At 34.6% G+C, this 22,256-nt stretch carries 18 protein-coding genes and 1 other RNA gene; 17 read left to right on the forward strand and 2 right to left on the reverse strand.

Annotated elements, in window-relative coordinates:
* Positions 1-79: 79 nt before the first annotated feature.
* From bshA to N9R04_RS02185, 8 genes are all read left to right on the forward strand, one after another.
* Entirely contained in the window at positions 80-1,213 is a 1,134-nt protein-coding gene (gene bshA / locus N9R04_RS02150) for an N-acetyl-alpha-D-glucosaminyl L-malate synthase BshA (protein ID WP_262854638.1), read from the forward strand.
* Positions 1,206-2,408 (forward strand): CCA tRNA nucleotidyltransferase, encoded by a 1,203-nt coding sequence (locus tag N9R04_RS02155; RefSeq protein ID WP_262854642.1) that lies wholly within the window; start codon positions 1,206-1,208, stop codon positions 2,406-2,408. The genes bshA and N9R04_RS02155 overlap by 8 nt, the downstream gene beginning before the upstream one ends.
* Positions 2,395-3,366 (forward strand): biotin--[acetyl-CoA-carboxylase] ligase, encoded by a 972-nt coding sequence (locus N9R04_RS02160; RefSeq protein WP_262854648.1) that lies wholly within the window; start codon positions 2,395-2,397, stop codon positions 3,364-3,366. Before N9R04_RS02155 ends, N9R04_RS02160 begins: the two co-directional genes overlap by 14 nt.
* 35 nt (positions 3,367-3,401) lie before the next feature.
* Positions 3,402-6,113, forward strand: coding sequence for a helicase C-terminal domain-containing protein (locus tag N9R04_RS02165; protein ID WP_262854653.1), 2,712 nt, complete (start codon positions 3,402-3,404; stop codon positions 6,111-6,113).
* 203 nt (positions 6,114-6,316) lie between these two features.
* On the forward strand, positions 6,317-7,609 hold the full coding sequence (gene asnS / locus N9R04_RS02170; RefSeq protein WP_262854658.1) for an asparagine--tRNA ligase: 1,293 nt from the start codon (positions 6,317-6,319) through the stop codon (positions 7,607-7,609).
* A 290-nt stretch (positions 7,610-7,899) separates the two neighbouring features.
* Positions 7,900-8,574, forward strand: a complete 675-nt coding sequence (locus N9R04_RS02175; protein ID WP_262854661.1) for a DnaD domain-containing protein — start codon at positions 7,900-7,902, stop codon at positions 8,572-8,574.
* A gap of 1 nt (position 8,575) precedes the next feature.
* Entirely contained in the window at positions 8,576-9,235 is a 660-nt protein-coding gene (gene nth, locus N9R04_RS02180; protein WP_262854666.1) for an endonuclease III, read from the forward strand.
* Positions 9,236-9,240: 5 nt separating this feature from the next.
* A complete protein-coding gene (locus N9R04_RS02185) occupies positions 9,241-9,582 on the forward strand; it encodes a YpoC family protein (RefSeq protein WP_262854671.1) in 342 nt (113 codons plus the stop codon).
* 394 nt (positions 9,583-9,976) lie between these two features.
* Here N9R04_RS02185 and N9R04_RS02190 read toward each other — a convergent pair whose 3' ends face one another.
* Positions 9,977-12,199: a transglycosylase domain-containing protein gene (locus N9R04_RS02190; protein WP_262854675.1), complete on the reverse strand. Its 2,223-nt coding sequence runs from the start codon at positions 12,197-12,199 to the stop codon at positions 9,977-9,979.
* Positions 12,196-12,822, reverse strand: a complete 627-nt coding sequence (gene recU / locus N9R04_RS02195) for a Holliday junction resolvase RecU (RefSeq protein WP_262854682.1) — start codon at positions 12,820-12,822, stop codon at positions 12,196-12,198. The genes N9R04_RS02190 and recU overlap by 4 nt, the downstream gene beginning before the upstream one ends.
* Before the next feature lie 93 nt (positions 12,823-12,915).
* Here recU and N9R04_RS02200 point away from each other — a divergent pair, with 93 nt between their 5' ends.
* From N9R04_RS02200 to N9R04_RS02240, 9 genes are all read left to right on the forward strand, one after another.
* On the forward strand, positions 12,916-13,050 hold the full coding sequence (locus N9R04_RS02200) for a hypothetical protein (protein WP_262854687.1): 135 nt from the start codon (positions 12,916-12,918) through the stop codon (positions 13,048-13,050).
* A gap of 17 nt (positions 13,051-13,067) precedes the next feature.
* Positions 13,068-13,409: a DUF1798 family protein gene (locus N9R04_RS02205; protein WP_262854691.1), complete on the forward strand. Its 342-nt coding sequence runs from the start codon at positions 13,068-13,070 to the stop codon at positions 13,407-13,409.
* The gene (locus N9R04_RS02210; protein ID WP_262854694.1) at positions 13,402-13,971 is read left to right on the forward strand and encodes an SLOG family protein; all 570 of its coding nucleotides are present in this window, start codon (positions 13,402-13,404) and stop codon (positions 13,969-13,971) included. Before N9R04_RS02205 ends, N9R04_RS02210 begins: the two co-directional genes overlap by 8 nt.
* A 153-nt stretch (positions 13,972-14,124) precedes the next feature.
* Complete coding sequence (gene gpsB, locus N9R04_RS02215; RefSeq protein ID WP_262854698.1) at positions 14,125-14,454, forward strand: cell division regulator GpsB; 330 nt, start codon at positions 14,125-14,127, stop codon at positions 14,452-14,454.
* Between the two features lie 104 nt (positions 14,455-14,558).
* An RNA gene (gene rnpB / locus N9R04_RS02220) (RNase P RNA component class B) lies at positions 14,559-14,932 on the forward strand.
* Between the two features lie 526 nt (positions 14,933-15,458).
* Complete coding sequence (locus N9R04_RS02225) at positions 15,459-16,583, forward strand: THUMP domain-containing class I SAM-dependent RNA methyltransferase (protein ID WP_262854703.1); 1,125 nt, start codon at positions 15,459-15,461, stop codon at positions 16,581-16,583.
* Between the two features lie 14 nt (positions 16,584-16,597).
* On the forward strand, positions 16,598-17,530 hold the full coding sequence (rarD, locus tag N9R04_RS02230; RefSeq protein WP_262854707.1) for an EamA family transporter RarD: 933 nt from the start codon (positions 16,598-16,600) through the stop codon (positions 17,528-17,530).
* 453 nt (positions 17,531-17,983) lie between these two features.
* On the forward strand, positions 17,984-18,622 hold the full coding sequence (locus N9R04_RS02235; protein ID WP_262854711.1) for an NAD(P)H-binding protein: 639 nt from the start codon (positions 17,984-17,986) through the stop codon (positions 18,620-18,622).
* Between the two features lie 172 nt (positions 18,623-18,794).
* Positions 18,795-22,250, forward strand: a complete 3,456-nt coding sequence (locus N9R04_RS02240) for a dynamin family protein (protein WP_262854716.1) — start codon at positions 18,795-18,797, stop codon at positions 22,248-22,250.
* The last annotated feature ends 6 nt before the right edge of the window (positions 22,251-22,256 follow it).

The following is a 22,256-nucleotide window of genomic DNA, read 5'->3' on the forward strand; positions in this document are numbered from 1 at the left end:
TGTTTTTGGGACACCGTTTATCGGTTTGCTAAAGCACAGAAACTTTACGTCTCAACTATAAAGAAAGGCGGCAATGAAAATGAAAATAGGTATTACATGCTATCCTTCTATGGGAGGTTCCGGCATCATAGCTACAGAACTTGGTATTAAGCTAGCTGAACGAGGCCATGATATACACTTTATAACTTCAAACATACCATTTCGTCTACGCAAACCCTTACCCAACATTACTTTTCATCAAGTTGAAGTCAATCAGTATGCCGTCTTCCAATATCCTCCTTACGATATCACATTGAGTACTAAGATAGCTGAAGTTATCGATGAATATGATTTAGATATCCTGCACATGCACTATGCTGTACCACATGCAGTATGTGGGATTCTAGGCAAACAAATGTCTCGCAAACAAAATGTTAAGATTATTACTACTCTACATGGAACAGATATTACAGTACTCGGCTATGATCATTCTTTAAAGAATGGTATCAAATTTGGTATAGAGCAAAGTGATATAGTAACTAGTGTAAGCCATGCTTTAGCAAGGCAAACGCACGAAATTATTAAACCAAACAAAGATATCTATACTGTATATAATTTCGTTAGAGAGACAGAATTTGAAACTAAACACGATGAATCTTTGAAACCTTACTATAATATAGAGCCTGATGAAAAAGTTTTAATTCACGTTTCTAACTTTAGAAAGGTGAAACGTATAGATACTATTATTGATACTTTTGCAAAAGTAAATCAAGAAGTGTCATCTAAACTATTATTATTAGGTGACGGTCCAGAACTAATGGATATGAAAGAAAAGGCTCGTGAGATGGGATTAGAAGACAGGATTTTATTTTTAGGAAAGCAAGAGTGGATCAGTGAATTCTACCAATTAGCAGATATTGTCTTATTACTAAGTGAGAAAGAAAGTTTTGGACTTACATTACTTGAAGCTATGAAGACTGGCGTTGTACCGATAGGGTCAGATGCTGGGGGAATAAAAGAAGTGATTAAACATGGAGAGACTGGTTATGTTGTGGAAATAGGCGACAGTGATACTGCTAGCCGGCATGCTATACGTTTATTGCAGAATCCTAAACTTTATCAAAACATGCAAGACAACATGCTAAAAGATATAACAGAACGATTCTCTTCTGATTTAATTACTGACCAATACGAATACTATTATAAATTAATGTTAGAGGGAAATTATGACTAATATTAAATTCGCTGAAGCTAAACCTATATTAAATCATTTAGAGGAAGAAGGGTATCAAGCATACTTTGTCGGCGGGGCTGTCCGTGACTACTTAATGAATCGCCCTATACACGATATAGATATTACTACAAGTGCTACACCTGAGGAGATCGAGCGAATATTCAATAAGACGATACCTATAGGTAAAGAACATGGAACTATTAACGTAGTACATCAAGGTAATAACTATGAAATAACCACCTTCAGAGCAGAAGCCGAATATCGAGATCATCGTAGACCTAGTGAGGTATATTTCGTACGAAATTTATACGAAGATGTGAAACGCCGAGACTTTACTATTAATGCACTAGCAATGAACATCAACTATGACATTATCGATTACTTCGAGGGCACTAAAGATATTGAACGTCACCTCATCCGTACGGTAGGTAAACCCTCTGAACGATTTGGCGAAGATGCGCTACGTATACTTAGGGGCCTTAGATTTCAAGCACAGTTAAATTTCGATATTGAGAAAGATACTTTAGATGCAATGCATGATAATATGTCATCGATTAAACATCTTTCAATAGAACGAATAGTGGTTGAGTTAAAAAAATTATTTACAGGAATTAATGTATCGCAAGCCTTTAGTCACTTATTAAAAACGAACGCCTTCAATTATATACCTTACTTTCAAGAATTCCAGATTGATGCACTAAGCATACGCCAGCCTGTCGACTTTATTTCATTTCTTGCAATATTAAATTGTCTTCAAGAAGAAAAAACCACCTTAGCTAAATTAAAAGTTAGTAATGTAGAAAAAAAACAAGTACAAACTATGATAAACATGATACAACGGCTACAGGACATCGATTCAAAAAAATCTCTACGCTTGTATGTCTATGATTTTGGGATTGAAAACCTTCACCGAATGATTAAACTGCTCCCTATATTAGAAGATAATAACATCCATATCCCGTCTGCTTTAATATTTAATAAAGCTGCTATCAACGATATACATAGTAATTTAACTATTCTAAGCCGTAGAGATTTAAGTGTTTCGGGAAAAGATTTATTAGAACATACAGGCAAAAAGGGCGGAGCATGGATTAAAGATACCTTACGCCAAATAGAAGTCGGAGTCGTCAATCATCAAGTTAAAAATAATAAAAAAGATATAATAGAATGGATGGAAACACATGTCGAAATATAGTAAAGATGTTATTCAAATGTTATATGAGCACCAATCTGAATATATTTCTGGCCAATATATCGCCACTCAACTTCAAATTTCCAGAACAGCTGTCAAAAAAATTATCGATCAGCTCAAAAAAGAAGGTTGCAAAATTGAATCTATGAATCAGAAAGGGCACCGCTTAATTGATTTACCTGATAAATGGTATAGTGGTATTGTGAAACCACTCGTTGAGGAACAAGACTGTTTCGACCATATAGAGGTATATACTAGTTTAGATTCAACACAATTAAAAGCTAAACAATTACTAGTTGGAAATAATGATTCGTATCTTATATTAAGTGACGAACAAACAAAAGGGCGAGGTCGGTTTAATCGTCCTTGGAAGTCCTCCAGAGGGAAGGGGTTATGGATGTCACTCGTCCTGAGACCGCGCGTTCCTTTCTCGATGATCACGACATTTAATTTATTTATAGCGTTAGGTATTAAAGAAGCAATTCAACCTTTCACAGATGAAATTGTTACTGTCAAGTGGCCTAATGATGTCTACATCAACGGGCGAAAAGTTTGCGGCTTTCTAACTGAAATGGTGGCCAATAATGATGGAATTGAAGCAGTTATTTGTGGAATTGGTATCAATATGAATCATCTAAGTGAAGACTTTCAAGGTGAATTGAAGGAGAAGGCGACGAGTATCCGACTCAGTGCCAATACTAAGATTAATCGCTACTCTTTTCTAAAAGAACTGATTATAAATATTAACAAAAGGTATAATCAATTTGTCAGTGAACCTTTCAACCACATTAGACAAGAATATATTGATGCTTCAAATATATGGGATAAACAATTGAAATTCACTGAAAATGAGAACCTCTATATTGGTAAAGCAATAGATATAGACAAGGATGGTTTTCTAATTATAGAAGAGGAAAATGGTCATCGCCGTAAATTAATGAGCGCTGATATTGAACTTTGAATATATAATAACTTCTTTAGAAAGGAGGTACCCTCATGGCGAACCCGTGCTTTGCAGTTGTCGATCTCGAAACTACAGGGAACCAGTTAGATCATGATGCGATTATTCAAATTGGTATAACTTTTGTACGTAACAATCAGATTATCGATACTTATCATTCAATGATTAATACAGATTTGAATATCCCACCGTTTATTCAAGCATTGACGTCTATAGAAAAAGAGATGCTAGATGAAGCACCGTATTTTTCTGAAATAGCACAAGATATTTTTTCTCTAATTAAAGATTGTGTGTTTGTCGCTCATAATGTTAGCTTTGATTTGAAATTTCTTCAAAAGGCTTTCAGTTCAGTTCATATTAACTTTCAACCTAGAAAAGTCATCGATACCCTTGAGTTGTTTAAAATCACCTTCCCCACAGATAAGAGTTATCAACTGAGTGAATTAGCTAACAATCATGGGGTAGAGCTACAACAAGCTCACCGTGCAGATGAAGATGCAACGACAACCGCTAAGTTAATGATTATTGCTTTTCAAAAGCTTCAACAATTGCCTATAGATACGCTGAAACAAATCTATTATTTAAGCAAACGACTGAAATATGATTTATATGACATCATATTTGAAATGGTAAGAGCTCATAACGATATGACTTTAGAAAAGAAGTTCGCTCGTTTTGAACAAATTATTTACAAGAAACAAACAGATTTTAAAGCGCCTAGTCATAAATTAGAACTGAATCTTAGGGAACTCTATCAACATGTTACAGAACGATTAGGTTTAGTTTACCGACCACAACAGGTGTATTTAGCTGAAATTATACTTGATCAACTCATGCATAGTGAAAAATCAATGATTGAAGCACCTCCAGGTAGTGGTAAATCTCTTGCTTATTTATTAGCAGCTCTAGTTTATAATTTTGAAACTGGAAAACATGTTATGATTTCAACCAATACTAAAATCTTACAACATCAACTCATTGAAAAAGATATACCCTCCTTGAAGCAAGCGTTACAAATAAATATTAATGCTTCTATTATTAAAAGCAAGAAAGATTATATATCTTTAGGGTTAATAAGTGAAATTTTAAAAGAAAAAGTAACGAATTATGATGTAAATATTCTAAAAATACAATTATTAGTGTGGATAACGGAAACTGAAACCGGGGATATACAAGAGCTCAACTTAAAGGGCGGCCAAAAGATGTATTTCGAGCAAAAAATAGAAACTTATGTACCTATAAAAAATGATATTCATTATTATAATTACCTCAAAAGAAATGCACACAACATCCAAGTAGGTATAACGAATCACGCTCATTTAATATACGCAGCCCAAGATAATACGATTTACCAATTATTCGATGATTGTATTATCGATGAAGCACATCGTTTACCAGATTATGCTCTCAATCAGGTGACGAATGCGTTGAGTTATGCAGATATCAAATATCAGTTAGGACTGATAGGGAAGACTGAAAACGAAAAATTATTACAGGAAATCGATGAGCTTGAACAAAAGCGGATCTTAGAAAAACTAGATATTTCTCCTATCGATGTCTTTGGTTTGAAAATGAATATAAGTGAAATTCATGAACTGAATGAAACTCTATTCGAAGAAATGTATGCTATTATTCAGCGTGAAGAAGTATATAGTGACGAGATGCAGAAAGAACATTTCGTCTTTAACTTCAACACTTCTACACTAGAAAAACACTTAAGCAAAATTATAGATAAATTGAACCACACACTTGAATTCTTTAATAATATGAGTCATAAAACCGTTAAAACGTTTCGTAAACAATTACTTTATATTAATGATAAATATAAAAATATTCTCCAAAGCTTAAAAGATGAGCATCAGTGCTATTTATCTATTAAGAACCTTGATCAAAAATCGACTATTAATTTACACGTCAAAGATTATGCAGTTAAAGATATCCTCACTAGTCAAGTTCTTAATAAATTTAGTGCGCTTACTTTTATCTCTGGTACTTTAACGTTTAACCATTCTTTTGATACTTATAAAAAATGGTTTCATGCACCATCAAATATAAATACTTATGAAATTGATACACCAGCGCCTTCTTCCAAGAATCGTACAACCTTATTCATTCCAACTGATATAGACTCATATGACTATCAAAATATTGAAGATTACATCCATGGAATGGTGAATTATATAGTAGAATTTGTTTCTACTATTGAATCGAAATGTCTAATACTCTTCACGAGTTATAAAATGATGTATGCAGTTTATGAATTACTGTATGAATTACCTGAACTAGAGAATTATATCCTTTTAACCCAACAACAAAATCAAAATTATAAACTTATACAACAGTTTAATAGTTTTGATAAAGCGATATTACTTGGTACAAATACATTTTTTGAGGGCTTTGACTTTCAAGCTCATGGCATCAAGTGTGTGATGATATCGAAATTACCTTTTATGAACCAATATAATACTAAATATTGGCTTATGAAATCAGAATTTGACCAACCATTTAAAGAATATGTCTTACCTGATGCAGTCACTCGTTTCAGGCAAGGGCTAGGACGACTCATACGCACTGAGACCGATCAAGGAATCATCGTTTCTTTCGATGATCGGTTACAAACTAGTAATTACAAACAGTTTTTCAATCAATCACTTAAAGATTATCGTCAACGTAAAGGAGATATAAAGCAGTTCAATAAAATATTAAAAAAGATAAAAGAAAAATATAGACATGATTTTGATTTATAAATTATTCTATCTAACTATACAAAGAGCTAAACTGTGCGGGAGTGTTTGGTGTTCTGAGCGCACATCGAGTATTCTACTCAGTTGCGACGCTAGGAGCGACCAAAATCACTGTGATTATTGTTGCACTTATTACAGGCAAGTAGAGAAAGTTTAACTATTTTGTTAAACTAGTTAAGGATAAATAAAGAAAGAGGAGACTAGGTATGAATATAACTATTCAAGAGGCGAAAAATTATATCAACCAAGAAGTAACTATTGGTGCTTGGTTAACTAACAAACGCTCAAGCGGAAAGATTTCTTTTCTTCAGCTCAGAGACGGTACTGGTTTTATGCAAGGAGTCGTTGTTAAATCCGAAGTGGACGAAGAAACATTTAATAGAGCAAAGGAAATAACTCAAGAGTCTTCTCTATATATTACTGGTACGATTACTGAAGATAACCGATCAGATTTGGGCTATGAAATGCAGGTGAAATCATTTGAAGTTATACACGAAGCGCATGATTATCCTATCACACCTAAAAATCATGGTACTGAATTTTTAATGGACCACCGTCACTTGTGGTTACGTTCTAAAAAACAACATGCAGTAATGAAGATCAGAAATGAAATTATTAAAGCTACTTATGAATTCTTTAATCAATTAAGTTTCACAAAGATAGATCCACCTATTCTTACTGCCAGTGCGCCAGAAGGTACAAGTGAATTGTTCCATACAAAATACTTTGATCAAGATGCTTTTCTATCTCAAAGTGGCCAGCTATATTTAGAAGCCGCGGCGATGGCATATGGTCGAGTATTTTCCTTCGGGCCTACTTTCCGCGCTGAAAAATCTAAAACGCGCCGCCATTTAATAGAATTCTGGATGATAGAAGGTGAAATGGCTTTCTGTGAGCATGACGTAAGTCTAGAAATACAAGAACAATATGTAAGTCATGTAGTTAAATCTGTACTTGAAAACTGTCAACTTGAATTAAAAGCTCTCGATAGAGATACGACTAAACTTGAAAAAGTATCATCACCTTTCCCACGTATTACTTACGATGATGCAATTGAATTCTTAAAAGAAGAAGGCTTTAACGATATAGAGTGGGGCGAAGATTTTGGAGCACCTCATGAAACTGCAATCGCAAGTCATTACGATTTACCAGTGTTTATTACAAATTATCCTACGAAAATCAAGCCATTTTATATGCAACCTAATCCAACAAATGAGGACACGGTATTATGTGCTGATCTAATAGCACCTGAAGGCTACGGTGAAATTATCGGTGGATCAGAGCGCATTAATGATTTAGATCTTCTTGAACAAAGAATTGATGAGTATCAATTAGATCGTGAAAGTTACAACTATTATTTAGACTTGAGACGCTACGGCAGTGTGCCTCACAGTGGTTTCGGTTTAGGGCTTGAACGCACGGTAGCTTGGATCGCTGGCGTTGAACACGTTCGAGAAACAGCTCCATTCCCACGTTTATTAAATCGTCTCTATCCTTAAGAGATAGCTAAACTATATCTCAACTCTGCTTGGTTTTTTAACCACTACAATTTTTTAAGAAACAAGGAAATAGTCTAGGATTGGGTAAATACAAATTGAATTCTATGTGGTTTCAATATATCTTTAAGTTTAATGGCCCTCAAATCAGCCGTTAAATTTATAACGTGACAGTCTATGCTCTCACAACAAGTTAACGTGATGATGATTAGGGTGAGATGGGTGGTCTATGGAGTTAGATACCGTCATCTCACTCTATTTTAATAAAAATTTATTAGTAAGGGGGGCGCGAGGTGGATAAATATCAACTTAGGGAAAGACCTGTAGTTATTCATAAAGCTTTATTAGACCATTATAGTGAACTAGGCATTAATGAAACTGAATTCGTCATCCTAATTAAATTAATTTACGCTTCAGAAACTTCTAATAAGCAACCATCAATTGAAGTCCTACAACAAGGCACCACGCTACCAGCAAGAGAAATCACTACCATAATTCAGCATCTCATTCAAACTGAACTCTTAGAATTAAACGTAAATAAAGACGAAGATGGAAAATTCACTGAATATATGAACCTCGAACCATTTTATGAAAAGTTAAGTGATGTCATAGAAGCTGCACAAGTTAATAAAAGACAAGAGAATTCTAAAATTCAATTCAATACTTTATTTGAGCAAATTGAACAGTCTTTTGGTCGGCCATTGTCCCCATTTGAAATAGAAAATCTTAATCAATGGATTGATGTGGATGGTCACAGCTTTGAAATTATCCAAGCTGCGTTAAATGAAGCAGAAAGTCATAATAAATTAAGCTTTAAATATTTAGATCGTATCTTACTTAATTGGAAGAAACAAAATGTGCAAACTATAGAAGAATCTAAAAATATTAGCCAACAATTTAATAAACCAAAAATGGCACATCACGTTAAAGAAATTCCTAAAATAGACTGGTTAAACGGAGAGGATTAAGATGGTAACAAATAAAAAAGCTTTAGAAATGATCGATGTTATCTCAGATATGTTTCCTGATGCTGAATGTGAATTAAAGCATGACAATCCTTTTCAACTCACTATAGCGGTCTTGCTTTCAGCTCAAACTACTGATAATTCAGTCAACCGTCTAACTAAAGGTTTATTCAAAAAATACAAAACCGCAGAAGATTTTCTGTCAGTAGAGCAAGCAGAACTTGAACAAGACATTAAGACGATAGGACTATATAGAAATAAGGCTAAAAATATTCAAAAATTGTGCCGTTCACTGCTCGACAAATTTGATGGTAAGATCCCTCAAACACATAAAGAATTAGAGAGTTTAGCAGGAGTAGGTAGGAAAACTGCGAACGTAGTTATGAGCGTAGCATTTGGCGAACCTTCTTTAGCAGTAGACACACATGTAGAACGCGTTTCTAAACGCCTCGGTATCTGTCGCTGGAAAGATAATGTTAAACAAGTTGAAGAGAAACTGTGCAGAGTAGTACCTCGTGAAAGATGGAATAAAACGCATCATCAACTCATCTTTTTCGGTAGATATCACTGTTTAGCTAGAACTCCAAAATGTGATGTTTGCCCACTTTTCGAAGACTGTAGAGAGGGCCAAAAACGGTACAAGGCCCGACTTAGAAAGGCGTAGAAAGCATGATCGATAAAAATGAATTCCTCTTATTAGAAGAACAAATTGAATCCTATATAACAGCCAAGAAAATAAAAACAACACAGGCCAAACAATTGATAGATAGTTACTTCAATTTAATTATTCAATATTTTAAGTCAATCAATGATGTGACTGAAATTGATATGGCGACACTATCCTCGTTACCTATTGTACCTATGAATTTTGAAGAACGTTACCAATATATAGAAGTGCGAAAATACCATTACATGGGATATAAACAAATGAAAACCATGAAAGATGAACTTATTAAAATGAACGCTTCATATAAAATACGCCAAAAACATGGTGTTTCCAAAAGAAACTAATTATATTAACAGCGTTATATCATGCAAAAGATACACTTGATAAAAGTATGCAAGTTAATGAATTAGTTTAATCTCTCGATATTCTTATAACTATTCTTCAATTTTCATTAAGTAGGTAATGCTGCTTATTAAACTAAGCAAAATGGTTTAGGCTGAGGCGTATTTCCTAGAACAGACATACTTCGTATTAACATGAATTTACCTTTAAAAATACTTTCGTATCTTTAAGTGATGGGGATTCGGCTACGTATATATAGCATTAACTCTATGAAAGTGGATAAGAGCGTATGCTACTCTCTATATCATAAAAAAACTTCGAGATTTTTCGTAAACTAAACGAAAATCTCGAAGTTTTTTAAGTTGCTAAAATTTCTAGGTGTTAAACTCAGCTTTTTTAAGAGGCCTTAAAATCATTAAATATTGAGTTCAAATGGAATAGTCTTGATAGTGCGTTACCGCCTGTGTTGTTTCCTTGTTGTTGAGAATTACTATTGCCATTTTGGCCTCGATTATTTGATTGACTAGATCTACTGTTTCCACCTTGGCCATTAGGTTTTTGACTTGTTGTATTATTGTCAGGATGATCTGCAACGGATAAGCTATCTTTCGAGTCGCCTGAAACAGAACTAGGTTTCTTAAAGTCTTCACCGTCTTTAGGTGATATGTCATTCATTACATCACGTAACAAGAATTGTGGGTATTCTTGTTCACTATGACCAACAAATGAGTTTGTACCACCTTGCTTAATTTTATTAAAGCCCATCCATACAGACATACTGTATTTAGGAGTGAATCCGTTTATCCAAGTATCTGGAGCAGCATTTTCAGGTAAACCATATTTAGCTCGAATATTAGGATCATAGTTGTTAGTACCTGTCTTAGCAGCTAAGTTCACTCCGTCAACGCCATGACCATAAGCGGAACCGTATGCTTCGAAAGTACCTTTAAGCATTTCAGCTAACATGTAAGAAGTATAATCCTTCATCGCTTTATGACTAGTATGATCATAGTCTACAGTATCACCATTTTGCTTAACTACCTTTTTAATAGAGTGAGCGTTGTTGTACTCACCACCGTTAGCAAGTGATGCGAATGCTGATGCTAATTGCGTAGGGGAGAATTCTGATGAAGCACCACCTAACACGTCAGGAGCAGTCGGGTTCTTCTGATAGTCAAGACCTACTTTTTGAGCAAAGTCTTTCGGTGCATTCTCACCAGCGTTTTCTTTCGTTTGTTGCCAAGCTTTCAGCGCTGGAATGTTGAAACTTTCTCTAAGGGCATCATACATTTTAACCATGCCGTGTCCATTAGTATCATAGTTACGGAATGTTGTACCGTCAACTTGATATTCTGACTCGTCCTGAATGCCATGGTTTGTTGCCCATTGCATATTTTCAATTGCTGGTCCGTATGCTAAGAATGGTTTAAGTGATGAACCAGTTGGATGTGGGTCAGTAGCTGAATTACGATCAACTACGTCTTTAAAGTTTCTGCCTCCAGAAATAGCCACTAGCGCACCAGATTGGCTATCGACAATGGCAGAACCGACTTGCTGGTCATCATTTTTATAATAGTTGCCATTATTAATATGATCTTGAAGAGATTTTTGAACTTTAGGATCAATATTAGTATAAATTTTAATACCGCTATTCAAGACATCGCCAAGATTTTTACCTTTAAAGGCTTTGTTATTCATTAACTCAGATTTAACAAAGTTAATGTAAGAAGCATACTCTGGATTATTATCTTCATCTTTAACTTCACGTTCTTTATCAGTACGCTTAACTAAATTCTTAGTAAGTGAAGTATCCTGCGCTTCTTTTTTCTCTTTTTGACTTATTCTATGATGACGTGCCATAAGATAAAGAACTACATCTTTACGATGTTCAGCTTGTTTAGGGTTATTGTAAATATTGTTAGCATTAGGGACTTGCGGTAGGCCAGCTAAGTAGGCTGATTCAGCTAAGTTCAGATCTTTCAAATCTTTATTAAAATAATATTTAGCTGCTGCTTTAACCCCAGTTACACCGTCAGAGTAATAAATCTTGTTAAGATACATCTCAAAGATTTCATCTTTACTATATTCTTGCTCAAGACGATAAGATAAATAAGCTTCTTGTGCTTTACGACCAAGCGTTTTCTTATCAGTCAAGAACGCTCGTTTAACTACTTGTTGTGTTAAACTTGAACCACCTTGAGCACCAAATCCGCCAGTGACATTTTTTAATGCGGCACCTATGAAACGCTTATAGTCAATAGCACCATGTTTGTAGAAACTATTATCTTCAGTAGCTAGGACAGCGTTGCGCATATTCTTAGGTACATCGTCAAGCTTTACGTGAGCTCTTCTTTGACCATTATCCATCGTCTTGATAAGGTGACCATCCTTATCATAAACTTTAGCAGGTATATCATCTTGTAACTTCGATTCAGTAAATGCTGGAGCTTTCCAAGCGTAATAGGCGAAGAGCAATATACCTGCAAGGGCAAGTATGATAAAAGCAATGATAATAAAGCCGATGATCTTAATTATCGTTCTTTTGATGTTTCTATTCTTTTTTTGATTGGACTTCTTAGTGCTGTTATTAGACTGAGAAGCCCCTTTCTTTTCCGTCATACGCGGTCCTCACTTTCATCTAATATCATCTTATCTATAGCTTCGAGGTAATTTAATCTTGGTTGATACTGATACGGAATATAGTAACCATTTTCACGTAATTCTTCAACCGCAATAGATTTTTTAACTTCCTTACAATAGCGTTGCCAGAAGAATTCAAACTTTGATAGAGGAAGCAAATAAACCTCGTCTAGTGTTTTAAAACGAATGAGAAAAAAAACTATTCCATTCTGTTGGCTACAAGCTCGCATATGTTCTACTTGGTGGTTATGAATGTTGCCTAGAGGAAATGAAGTCTTGTTCTTTGTCTCTTTCGCTTCAAAGTCAATATAGTGACCTTTATAGATACCGTTATAGTCCGTCGTCGACGGTGTTCTAAAATAAGCCTCGTTAATGACAGCTTTACTACGCTTAGGGTAGTGGACATTAACGATTTGCACAGGCGTTGGCTTCTTATGTATCACAGCTTTACCTGTGCGTAAGTAATACTGATTAGATCGTTCAATATCACTTTCAAGAGTCATCCCTCGACCACCATATTCTATCTTACTAGAATAGGGGTTTCTAGAACTTCGGTCTTCAGTCTTATTTCTTAAAAATGGCTTTCCATTCGGATAATTCACAACTTTCACCACTTTTTATATGTTAATCAAAACTTTACTTATTATACACAAATTTAGCTCATATTCCAAATCAATAAACTATAATAATAAAGTATGGAGATAAAAAAGCTACAAATGTATGTACCAAATAAATATGTCTATAATCATTTTACCTTTAAAGAGCACTTTAAACAAATTGATACTTATATTACTATTAGAAGACATATAAATAGAATTGCGATGGGTTGAATTAAAGGAGGTTATCGGTGAAGACATTAATAGGAGATTTAAGCAAAGAGCTAAAGGTGATTGAATATTGTTATGTAGATGTCAAAACAAATCAAATTGATAAAGAGTTTTATAATGATGTCGTTCCATACTCTAAAAAAATCGATCGGCTATGTGAACAATTATCTGATTACAAAAGTGAAATCAGTCATTTACCCTACATGAATGAGCATAAATTTAAATTATTAATTAGTAATCTTAAAGATCTCTCTGTCGAGTGTCATTACGCTAAGACAAGCCGTAAGCTTTTTACAGAGAAGTTGAAAGCTGTTCAATACGATTTAAATTACATTAAGCGATGTGAAAAAACTGATGTATAAAACGATCTATATCACTGGTTATAAATCATACGAATTAAATATTTACAAAGATGATATGCCTGAAGTTCAATATATACGTAAATTTATAGAACATAAGCTTGTACCTCTAATCGAAGAAGGTTTAGAGTGGGTCCTTATACAAGGACAAATAGGTATAGAATTGTGGGCCGCTGAAGTTGTTGTAGCTATGAAGAAAACCTATCCTCAAATAAAACTAGGTATAGTGACACCTTTTGAAAATCACACTGAAAGGTGGAATGAGAGTAATAAACTCAAGTATGTCAAACTAGCAGAACAAGCTGATTTTGTTGATAGCGTTTTTCATCAACCTTATGAAGGCCCTTATCAATTTCAAAGAGCAGATCAATTTATGTTAGATCACACCGATTTTACACTGCTTTTTTACGACGAAGAGCGAGAAGCTTCACCTAAATACTTTAAATCTAAGTTATTTGATTTTATGGATAAAACAAATTATACTTGTGACATTGTTACTATGGATGAACTTAGCGAATTCGTTAATGATTTGCAATCGTCAGAAGTAGGTTTTTTGGATGGGTAAAAATTCAACTCGTAAAAAGCTCTTCTTGACTTAATTACCTTTTAATTTATCTAATTTTTTAAAAGTACGAATATTATCAGTATAATTTGGCTAAATAATTAAAACAAATAAATTTTATTATCTTTTTAACAACAAATGGTGGGGTGAAATCTAATGTCTGATGTATCTTTAAAACTAACAGCTAAAGATATTTATGAAAAAGATTTTGAAAAAACGATGACTCGAGGTTATCGAAGAGAAGAAGTCGATGCATTTCTAGATGACATTATTGCTGATTATCAAAAAATGTCTGATTTGAATAATGAAGTCGTTAAGCTATCAGAAGAAAATCACAAATTAAAAAAAGAACTTGAAGACTTGAGATTAAGAGTTGCTACTAGACCTCAAGAGAATAAAAGCTTCTCAGGTAGTAATGGAAATAGTAATGTAGATATACTCAAACGATTATCCAATCTCGAAAAAGCAGTTTTTAAAAACCAATAAGTTATATCTCTATAGGGTGAGACAGAATGGTTGGGTTAGCACAATTATTTCTGTCTCACTCTCATTGTGAGAAATGATTATAAGTGATATAATTCTAAAGATGGTATTTAGGGTAATCGCTATAGAAATATAGAGGAAAGTCCATGCTCACACAGTCTGAGATGACTGTAGTGTTCGTGCTTGATGAAACTATAAGTCAAGGCAATTAATTGACGGCAACGAAATAATCTAAGTCTTACGATAGGATTAGAGTAGTTTGAAAGTGCCACAGTGACGGAGCTTTTACGGAAACGTAAAAGGTGGAACGCGGTAAACCCCTCGAGTGAGCAATCCAAATTTGGTAGGAGCACTTGTTAAGCGAAAATCAACGCATTAACAAGACGTTAGTAGTTGCTAACGTAGACAGATGGTTACCACCAGCGTACAAGTGTAGCTAGTACACGTAGCAGTACAAAGGTACAGAACATGGCTTATATAAATACCATCACTAGCTGTCGAGGCTGGGACATAAATCCCAGCCTTTTAACATCTTGGCAGTAGATGACTGATTTGAAAATGCGCTTGTTTCAAGCTTTTTTCAATTCTAGTCATCCTTGCCGGGGCGGGACTACGAAATCTTTTTATTCAAATTAGATTTCTGTTCCGCTCCCTTTTTTACATACTGCATTTATAGATTGTTAACAGAGTACTCGAAACTTTACGCTTGAGAGAAAAGGATACTATGCTTTTGACAATTATTTAGCTAACTACCTATATGTATTGCTGAAAATACATTACCAATTAAATTTCAATTGTATGAGGTTGAGACATAAAGTTTTAGCGCTCTGGGCAAACGATGAACAGCGTTCCAAAAGCAAGATTGTCGACAGAAACGCTCACGATTCTTCACAATTTGGAACGCATTTTGTACTCATCGCTTGGTTCTGCTCAAACCCTCGACGCTTTTGTTCCGACCTCCAATTTTTCATCTTTAAATCAAATAAATGTACTAATGGAGTGAGAAGATGTACCAATTACTAGCAGTTTGTCCTATGGGATTAGAATCTATAGTTGCTAAAGAAATTAAAGAATTAGGCTATGAAACTCGAGTAGAAAATGGTCGCATATTCTTTGAAGGTGATGAAGAAACTATAGCTTTAGCCAATTTATGGTTACGCACTGCTGATAGAATAAAAATTGTAGTAGGGCGTTTTAAAGCAATTTCTTTTGAAGAACTGTTCGAGAAGACTAAAGCACTTCCTTGGGAGATGTTTATCGAAAGAAACGGTGAATTCCCAGTACAAGGGCGAAGTGTTAAATCTAAGCTACATAGTGTACCGGATTGTCAAGCAATCGTTAAAAAAGCTATAGTAGAAAAATTAAAACAGACATATGATATAAAAGGTTGGGTTGAGGAAACGGGTGCTAAATATCCTGTGGAAGTTTCCCTATTAAAAGATGAGGTACTACTCACTATAGATACCTCTGGATCGGGGCTAAACAAGAGAGGCTACAGAGTTGAGCAAGGCGAAGCACCGATCAAAGAAACGTTAGCAGCAAGCTTAGTTAAACTCGCTAACTGGAGTGGACATAGTCCCTTAATAGATCCTTTCTGTGGCTCTGGAACTATTGCTATTGAAGCTTGTTTAATTGCTCAGAATATAGCTCCAGGCTTTAATAGAAGCTTTATTTCTGAAACCTGGGAGATGATGCCGACAGAGCTCTATAATGATTTAAGAGCTCAAGCCGATGAAGTAGCTGAGTATGATAAAAACATCGAGGTCTATGCTTATGACATCGATCCTCAAATGATTGCAATAGCTAAGAGAAATGCTGAAGAAGTTGGGCTATCGGAAATAATTCATTTCGACGTCAAAGATTTTAATAAATTAACAATACCTCGTGAAGAACCCTATGCTTTAATAGGCAACCCTCCTTATGGAGAACGTATCGGAGATCGCGAAGAGGTTGAAACGATGTACCGTTATATAGGGAAGTTAATGAACAAACACCCATATCTATCAACATATATCTTAACAAGTAATAAAGAATTTGAACACTTAGTAAGTCGTAAGGCTACTAAACGCCGTAAATTATTCAATGGTTTTATAGAATGTACTTATTATCAATATTGGGGACAGAAAAAATAAAGGGAGGGGGCTAAATGTATAATAATGAATTCAAAAGGGGCATAATCTATGCACTTTCAGCCTATATATTGTGGGGAATATTACCACTATATTGGCACTTAATTCACGGGATCGCTCCTTTTGAAATTTTAGCTTATCGAATTGTACTTTCGATGATCTTCATGATAATTGTGGCATTCACCTCTCAACAAACACACTTCACCTCAGATTTAACCCAACTCATTAAGAACCCGATTCAGTTAGGTGCGATCATTATCGCTGGATATGTCATAACGATTAATTGGGGAACCTTTATTTGGGCAGTTAACAATCACCATGTATTGCAAACGAGTCTTGGCTATTACATTAATCCTCTAGTCAGTATTTTACTAGCCTTAATATTTTTAAAGGAACGTTTTAATAAGTTTGAGTGGTTAGCTATACTGTTCGCTTTGATTGGTGTAATTTACATGACCTTTAAAGTTGGAGAATTCCCTTACATTTCACTTTTATTAGCATTTTCTTTTGGATTTTATGGTTTGTTAAAAAAACTAGTGCCTATCAATTCAATCAGTAGTATCACAGTTGAATGCATCGTAACGGCTCCAGCAGGCCTTATTTATATTTGGTACTTATGGGAGCAGACTCAAACTTCTGTCGGGCTTAACATATCATCATTTTGGCTTTTATTATCAGGTGCAGTCACAGCTATACCGCTGATATTATTCTCTGCAGGAGCTCAGCGCATACCGCTTTCTTTAACCGGTTTCATTCAATATATTGGACCTACGCTGATCTTTTTACTCGGTATTTTGATCTTTAAAGAACCATTCAATATAGACCAGTTAATTACTTTTATATTTATCTGGATTGGAATAATTATTTATAGTATTTCTCAGTATTTTAAAATTAAACGCAGTAAACAGGGAACGGGACAGAAATCTAGTTTGAACAAAAAGATTTCGTAGTCTCGCCTCGGCAAGGATGACTAGAATTGAAAAAAACATGATACAAGCGCGTTTTCAAATCAGTCATCTACTGCCGAGATGTTGGAGGGAGCGGGACAGAAATCTAATTTGAACAAAAAGATTTCGTTGTCCCGCCCCGGCAAGGATGACTAGAATTGAAAAAAGCTTGATACAAGCGCATTTTCAAATCAGTCATCTACTGCCAAGATGCTGAAAGAGTCTGAGACATTACATTATATCCCATCCTCGTTTATAATTTGTAGCTAAAAAGTTGAGCTACAGTTTGATTTATAAATTAGTTCTCCTTTTACTACTTTTCAAGCACTTAGATATGATTATTGAGGGCACAAGATTCGTAAACGAAAGTAATTTATAGTAAAGTAAAATCGAATCTTGAAAATAACTATTTCTTTTATAGATAGAGAAATTTGATAGAAGAATAGGAGTGATCAGATGACTCGTCGAATACTTATTTTAGGTGCAAATGGTAAAGTGGCTCAAGCTGCTATCAATTCATTTTTAGAGAATACCACATGTACATTACGTCTATTCCTAAGAGACGCGAACCGTTTACCAGATTATGCCTCTGATAGAATTCGTGTTCGCGAAGGCGATGCTACAGACTTCGAAGCAGTGAATGAAGCTGTAAAGGATGTAGATGTAGTCGTAGCTTCCTTATCTGGAGAGTTAGACAGAGAAGCTGAAACCATTGTAAAGGCAATGCAACGGAATGAAGTGAAACGACTCGTATTTGTAACCGCATTAGGAATTTATAACGAAGTTCCCGAGCCATTCCTAAACTGGGTTAAATCTCAACTAGGAGATCAACTTAAAGTTTACCGTCAAGCAGCTGACATTATTGAAGCATCTGACCTAGATTATACTGTAATACGACCAGCATGGTTGACTGACCTTAATGAAGTCGATTATGAATTAACTCACAAAGAAGAAAACTTTAAGGGAACTGAAGTTTCACGTAAAAGTGTAGGTGCGTTTATAGTTGAAATAGCAAACAATCCTGAATTATACCTACAAGATAACGTCGGTTTGAATAAGCCTGGTACCGATGGCGAGAAACCAAGAGAGCTGTAGTTTTCGGGTAATTTCAACTCACTAAACGAGAAGAAGAGGAGATAAGCTACCTTGTTTAAATAAGTGGTATGCTTATCTCTTTTTAATTCTTAACATTAGATACTTTAGAGCAACACATTTTTATTATACAATTATACTAATGAAGAACTAGGTAATAAAGGGGATCCAAAATATGGCGAACGCTGAACAATTAGACATCTTATATAAACTGAAAAAAGAAGTAGAAAAATCACAGAATCAAAATCTTGTACATATTATCAATCAAGTGATCAAAAAAGTTTACTTGGAACAATATACTGCGACCTTTGTAGGCCATTTCTCAGCTGGTAAGTCTACCTTAATCAATTCGGTATTAGAAGAAAATATTCTTCCTAGCTCACCTGTTCCAACAACTAGTAATACTGCGATTGTTTCTGTATCAGACGAACCAGGTATCATTGCTAATTTAGACAAACAACGCTATACCATTCTTGACAATTATGAACAAGTTAAAATAATGAATCGAGAAAATGTTGATGTAGAATCTGTAGAAATTAAGTTTGATTCAAAAAAATTTAACAAAGGGTTCACTTTACAAGATACACCTGGTGTAGATTCTAACGTTGCAACGCACCAATCTAGTACTGAACAGTTCATGTATACGAGCAATATCATATTCTATACTGTTGATTATAACCATGTGCAATCTGCCCTCAACTTTGAATTCATGAAGCGCCTCAACAAAGCTGGGGTACCTGTTGTATTCGTAATTAATCAAATTGATAAACATAATGAAGATGAAATCGCATTTGAGACATTTAAAGCTAGAGTTGAGAAATCTGTAAATGATTGGGACATCGATCTAGCAGATATTTTCTATGTTTCTAAATTCAGACATCCTCACAACCAAATGGAAGAATTATCTGACTACCTGGTGAACCGTGACCGTCATCGTGAACCTATAGAAGACTACGTAGAAAGAATAGTGCAATTTATTACAGAACAGCAATTATCGTATATTCAAACTGAAATACAACAAATTCTCGACAAATTAGATATTCAAGAAGAAGAATTCGATCAGGCTTATCTCAACTTCCAGCAACATAAAGAGGTTAGCGAAGAAGCCCAATTGCTTAATAATCCAGAACAGCTTTATAATTTTTTAAAACAAAAGCGTAAAGACATTCTAGATAACGCTTACGTTATGACCCACGATACGCGTGAGACCATTCGTTTATATCTTGAAAGTCGTACTAAAGACTTTAAAGTAGGTGGACTTTTTAATAAAAAGAGAAAAACTGCGGAAGCTCAAGAAGAACGTTTGAATAATGTGATAGACCAATTACAAGAAAAAGTCAATCAGCAAATAAGACAACCTTTAAGAGAAGATATGTCTTTTCTCACTCGTTTTATCAATGATAGCGAAGTTAACGAGCGAATATTAAATCAACATTATACCGTTTATCCAGAATTAGTAACGTCACTTTATCAGGAGCAAATTAACATTAGCAATCAATACGTGCTAACATTCTCTGACGAAACGATGAAATCTATTAAGCAATTTATTAAACGAGAAACTGAACCATTGTTTAAAGACGCAACCGATCATGCTCAAGCCGAAGACTTAGCTTCAGATGACGAACAAGATATGAATGCTTACGAGGAATTTATACAATTTCGAAACTTACGTGAATCCCTCACTACCCATAACTATAAACATTATTACATTCATCTACATGATTCTCTTGATAAATTGATTGACCGCACTGAAATTCAATATCAACCTAGTAGTACTACAGAAGTATCTAATGATGAGCAGCACCATAATGATAGCTCAGGGGTTGATTCTACTCAAGATAGAACTAACGAAATTGTTAATGGTTTGAATACAATCAAGGACATACCACTTTTTGAACAAACTAAGAAAGATATAGCAGCCACGCTATCACGCTTAGAAGATAAAGTTATTAAAATAGGGGTATTCGGCACGTTTAGTGCAGGTAAAAGCAGTTTGATCAATGCACTATTGGGTGATAGCTATCTCGTTAGTTCACCCAACCCAACTACTGCAGCTACAACAGAACTCACTTACGGTGAAGATAGTGCAATAACCTTAAAATCAGAAGAACAATTACTTGAAGAATTGAATGACGTCTTTGAACTTCACGATGAATCATTTTCATCAATAGAATCATTTGTATCTTCCAACACTAAAAAACTCAAAACTAAGCTTGAAAAAAATCAACTTGCCTTTATAAATGCAATTGAACAGAACTACAATGAATTTAAAGAGATGCTTAGCGAAGGTACAAGACATTCTATCAATCAAGATGAAATTAGAAAATGGAGTTCAGAAGATGAATATGCCACATTTGTTAACACTGTACATATTCAATTACCGATAGATTGGTTGAAGGACAAGATTATAATAGATTCTTTAGGTCTTCATTCAAACAACCAACGCCATACGAATGAGACTGAAAAAATTCTCACATCTTCTGATTTAATACTTTACGTTAGCTATTTCAATCACTCTTTTACAGACAACGATAAACGCTTTATTGAACATATGAAAGATATGAATCAGTTGAATGAAAACCAAGCATTTAAAATGATCATAAATGCTACTGACTTAGCTGAAAGCGATGAAGATCTCGTTGCAGTTAAAAATTATGTGAGAGATGCCCTCAAACAAGTAAATATGCATTCAGACATCTTTGGTGTCTCAAGTAGAGAGGCTCTTAAGAAAGGTGATAGAGGTATAGATGAGTTGAAAGAGAGCATTACTACCTTTGCTGAAATTGAGTCTAAGGGCATACTACAACAACATATGCTTCATCAATTAACTCAAATATCTCTTGCTTATGATGAAATGATTGATGAGTTTGAAACAAACAAAGCCCAATTGGTTGAGCGCCAGCAAAAGTTAGAAAAACTCTCTAAAGAACGTGTTTTAAATCCAAATGTACTCAACATCGTTGAGCAGCGAAGCGTAAATGAGGTAGAAGACCAAATTTATCACCTCACTCAGCGTTTAAATTTACAACTATTAGATGAAGTTAAAGCGATTTACAATAGCCAGATGACACGCTCTGATGATTTTAATAAAGAAAAAAGACGCGTTACCAAACTATATTTAGATGAAATACATCAACGCTTATATCTTGAACAATCATTGCTCGTTGAACGTACAAAAAAATATTACCTCGATCAATTAGAAGGCGAATTTGCGCCTATTCAACAGACTTTAAATCACGTACATGTCTTTGTAGATCCAGAATTTAATATAGCTGACAGTAATATCGAAGAGCCATATATGCAATTAGAGTTAAATACAATGTTCAATGCATTACCTAAATCTTTAACTAAAAAGAAAATAATCCAACCTAAAGTACAGCGTGACGTTCAACAACAAATTACTGAGAACACTACAGAATTATTGCAACCACAAATTAGTAATTTAAGACAGGCCTTGGTTAATTACATCTCTGAAATGGTCACTACTTCTGAAAGTGATTTCGATAATCTAGAAAAAGATATACAATCACAACTAGAAGAGCTATTATCGTTTGAAATCGATGAATCACTTATCAATCAAATTCACGTTGCTAATCAGCAATTAAAATCCAATATTCAACTAACTGAATAGAAAGAG

The sequence above is a fragment of the Staphylococcus marylandisciuri genome, assembly GCF_025519785.1.
Classification (GTDB): Bacteria; Bacillota; Bacilli; order Staphylococcales; family Staphylococcaceae; genus Staphylococcus; species Staphylococcus marylandisciuri.

Coding starts and splice junctions, on each gene's coding strand:
- bshA (WP_262854638.1), top strand. CDS start 80: ATGAAAATAGGTATTACATGCTATCCTTCTATGGGAGGTTCCGGCATC.
- N9R04_RS02155 (WP_262854642.1), top strand. CDS start 1,206: ATGACTAATATTAAATTCGCTGAAGCTAAACCTATATTAAATCATTTA.
- N9R04_RS02160 (WP_262854648.1), top strand. CDS start 2,395: ATGTCGAAATATAGTAAAGATGTTATTCAAATGTTATATGAGCACCAA.
- N9R04_RS02165 (WP_262854653.1), top strand. CDS start 3,402: ATGGCGAACCCGTGCTTTGCAGTTGTCGATCTCGAAACTACAGGGAAC.
- asnS (WP_262854658.1), top strand. CDS start 6,317: ATGAATATAACTATTCAAGAGGCGAAAAATTATATCAACCAAGAAGTA.
- nth (WP_262854666.1), top strand. CDS start 8,576: ATGGTAACAAATAAAAAAGCTTTAGAAATGATCGATGTTATCTCAGAT.
- N9R04_RS02185 (WP_262854671.1), top strand. CDS start 9,241: ATGATCGATAAAAATGAATTCCTCTTATTAGAAGAACAAATTGAATCC.
- N9R04_RS02190 (WP_262854675.1), bottom strand. CDS start 12,199: ATGACGGAAAAGAAAGGGGCTTCTCAGTCTAATAACAGCACTAAGAAG.
- N9R04_RS02200 (WP_262854687.1), top strand. CDS start 12,916: ATGGAGATAAAAAAGCTACAAATGTATGTACCAAATAAATATGTCTAT.
- N9R04_RS02210 (WP_262854694.1), top strand. CDS start 13,402: ATGTATAAAACGATCTATATCACTGGTTATAAATCATACGAATTAAAT.
- gpsB (WP_262854698.1), top strand. CDS start 14,125: ATGTCTGATGTATCTTTAAAACTAACAGCTAAAGATATTTATGAAAAA.
- N9R04_RS02225 (WP_262854703.1), top strand. CDS start 15,459: ATGTACCAATTACTAGCAGTTTGTCCTATGGGATTAGAATCTATAGTT.
- rarD (WP_262854707.1), top strand. CDS start 16,598: ATGTATAATAATGAATTCAAAAGGGGCATAATCTATGCACTTTCAGCC.
- N9R04_RS02235 (WP_262854711.1), top strand. CDS start 17,984: ATGACTCGTCGAATACTTATTTTAGGTGCAAATGGTAAAGTGGCTCAA.
- N9R04_RS02240 (WP_262854716.1), top strand. CDS start 18,795: ATGGCGAACGCTGAACAATTAGACATCTTATATAAACTGAAAAAAGAA.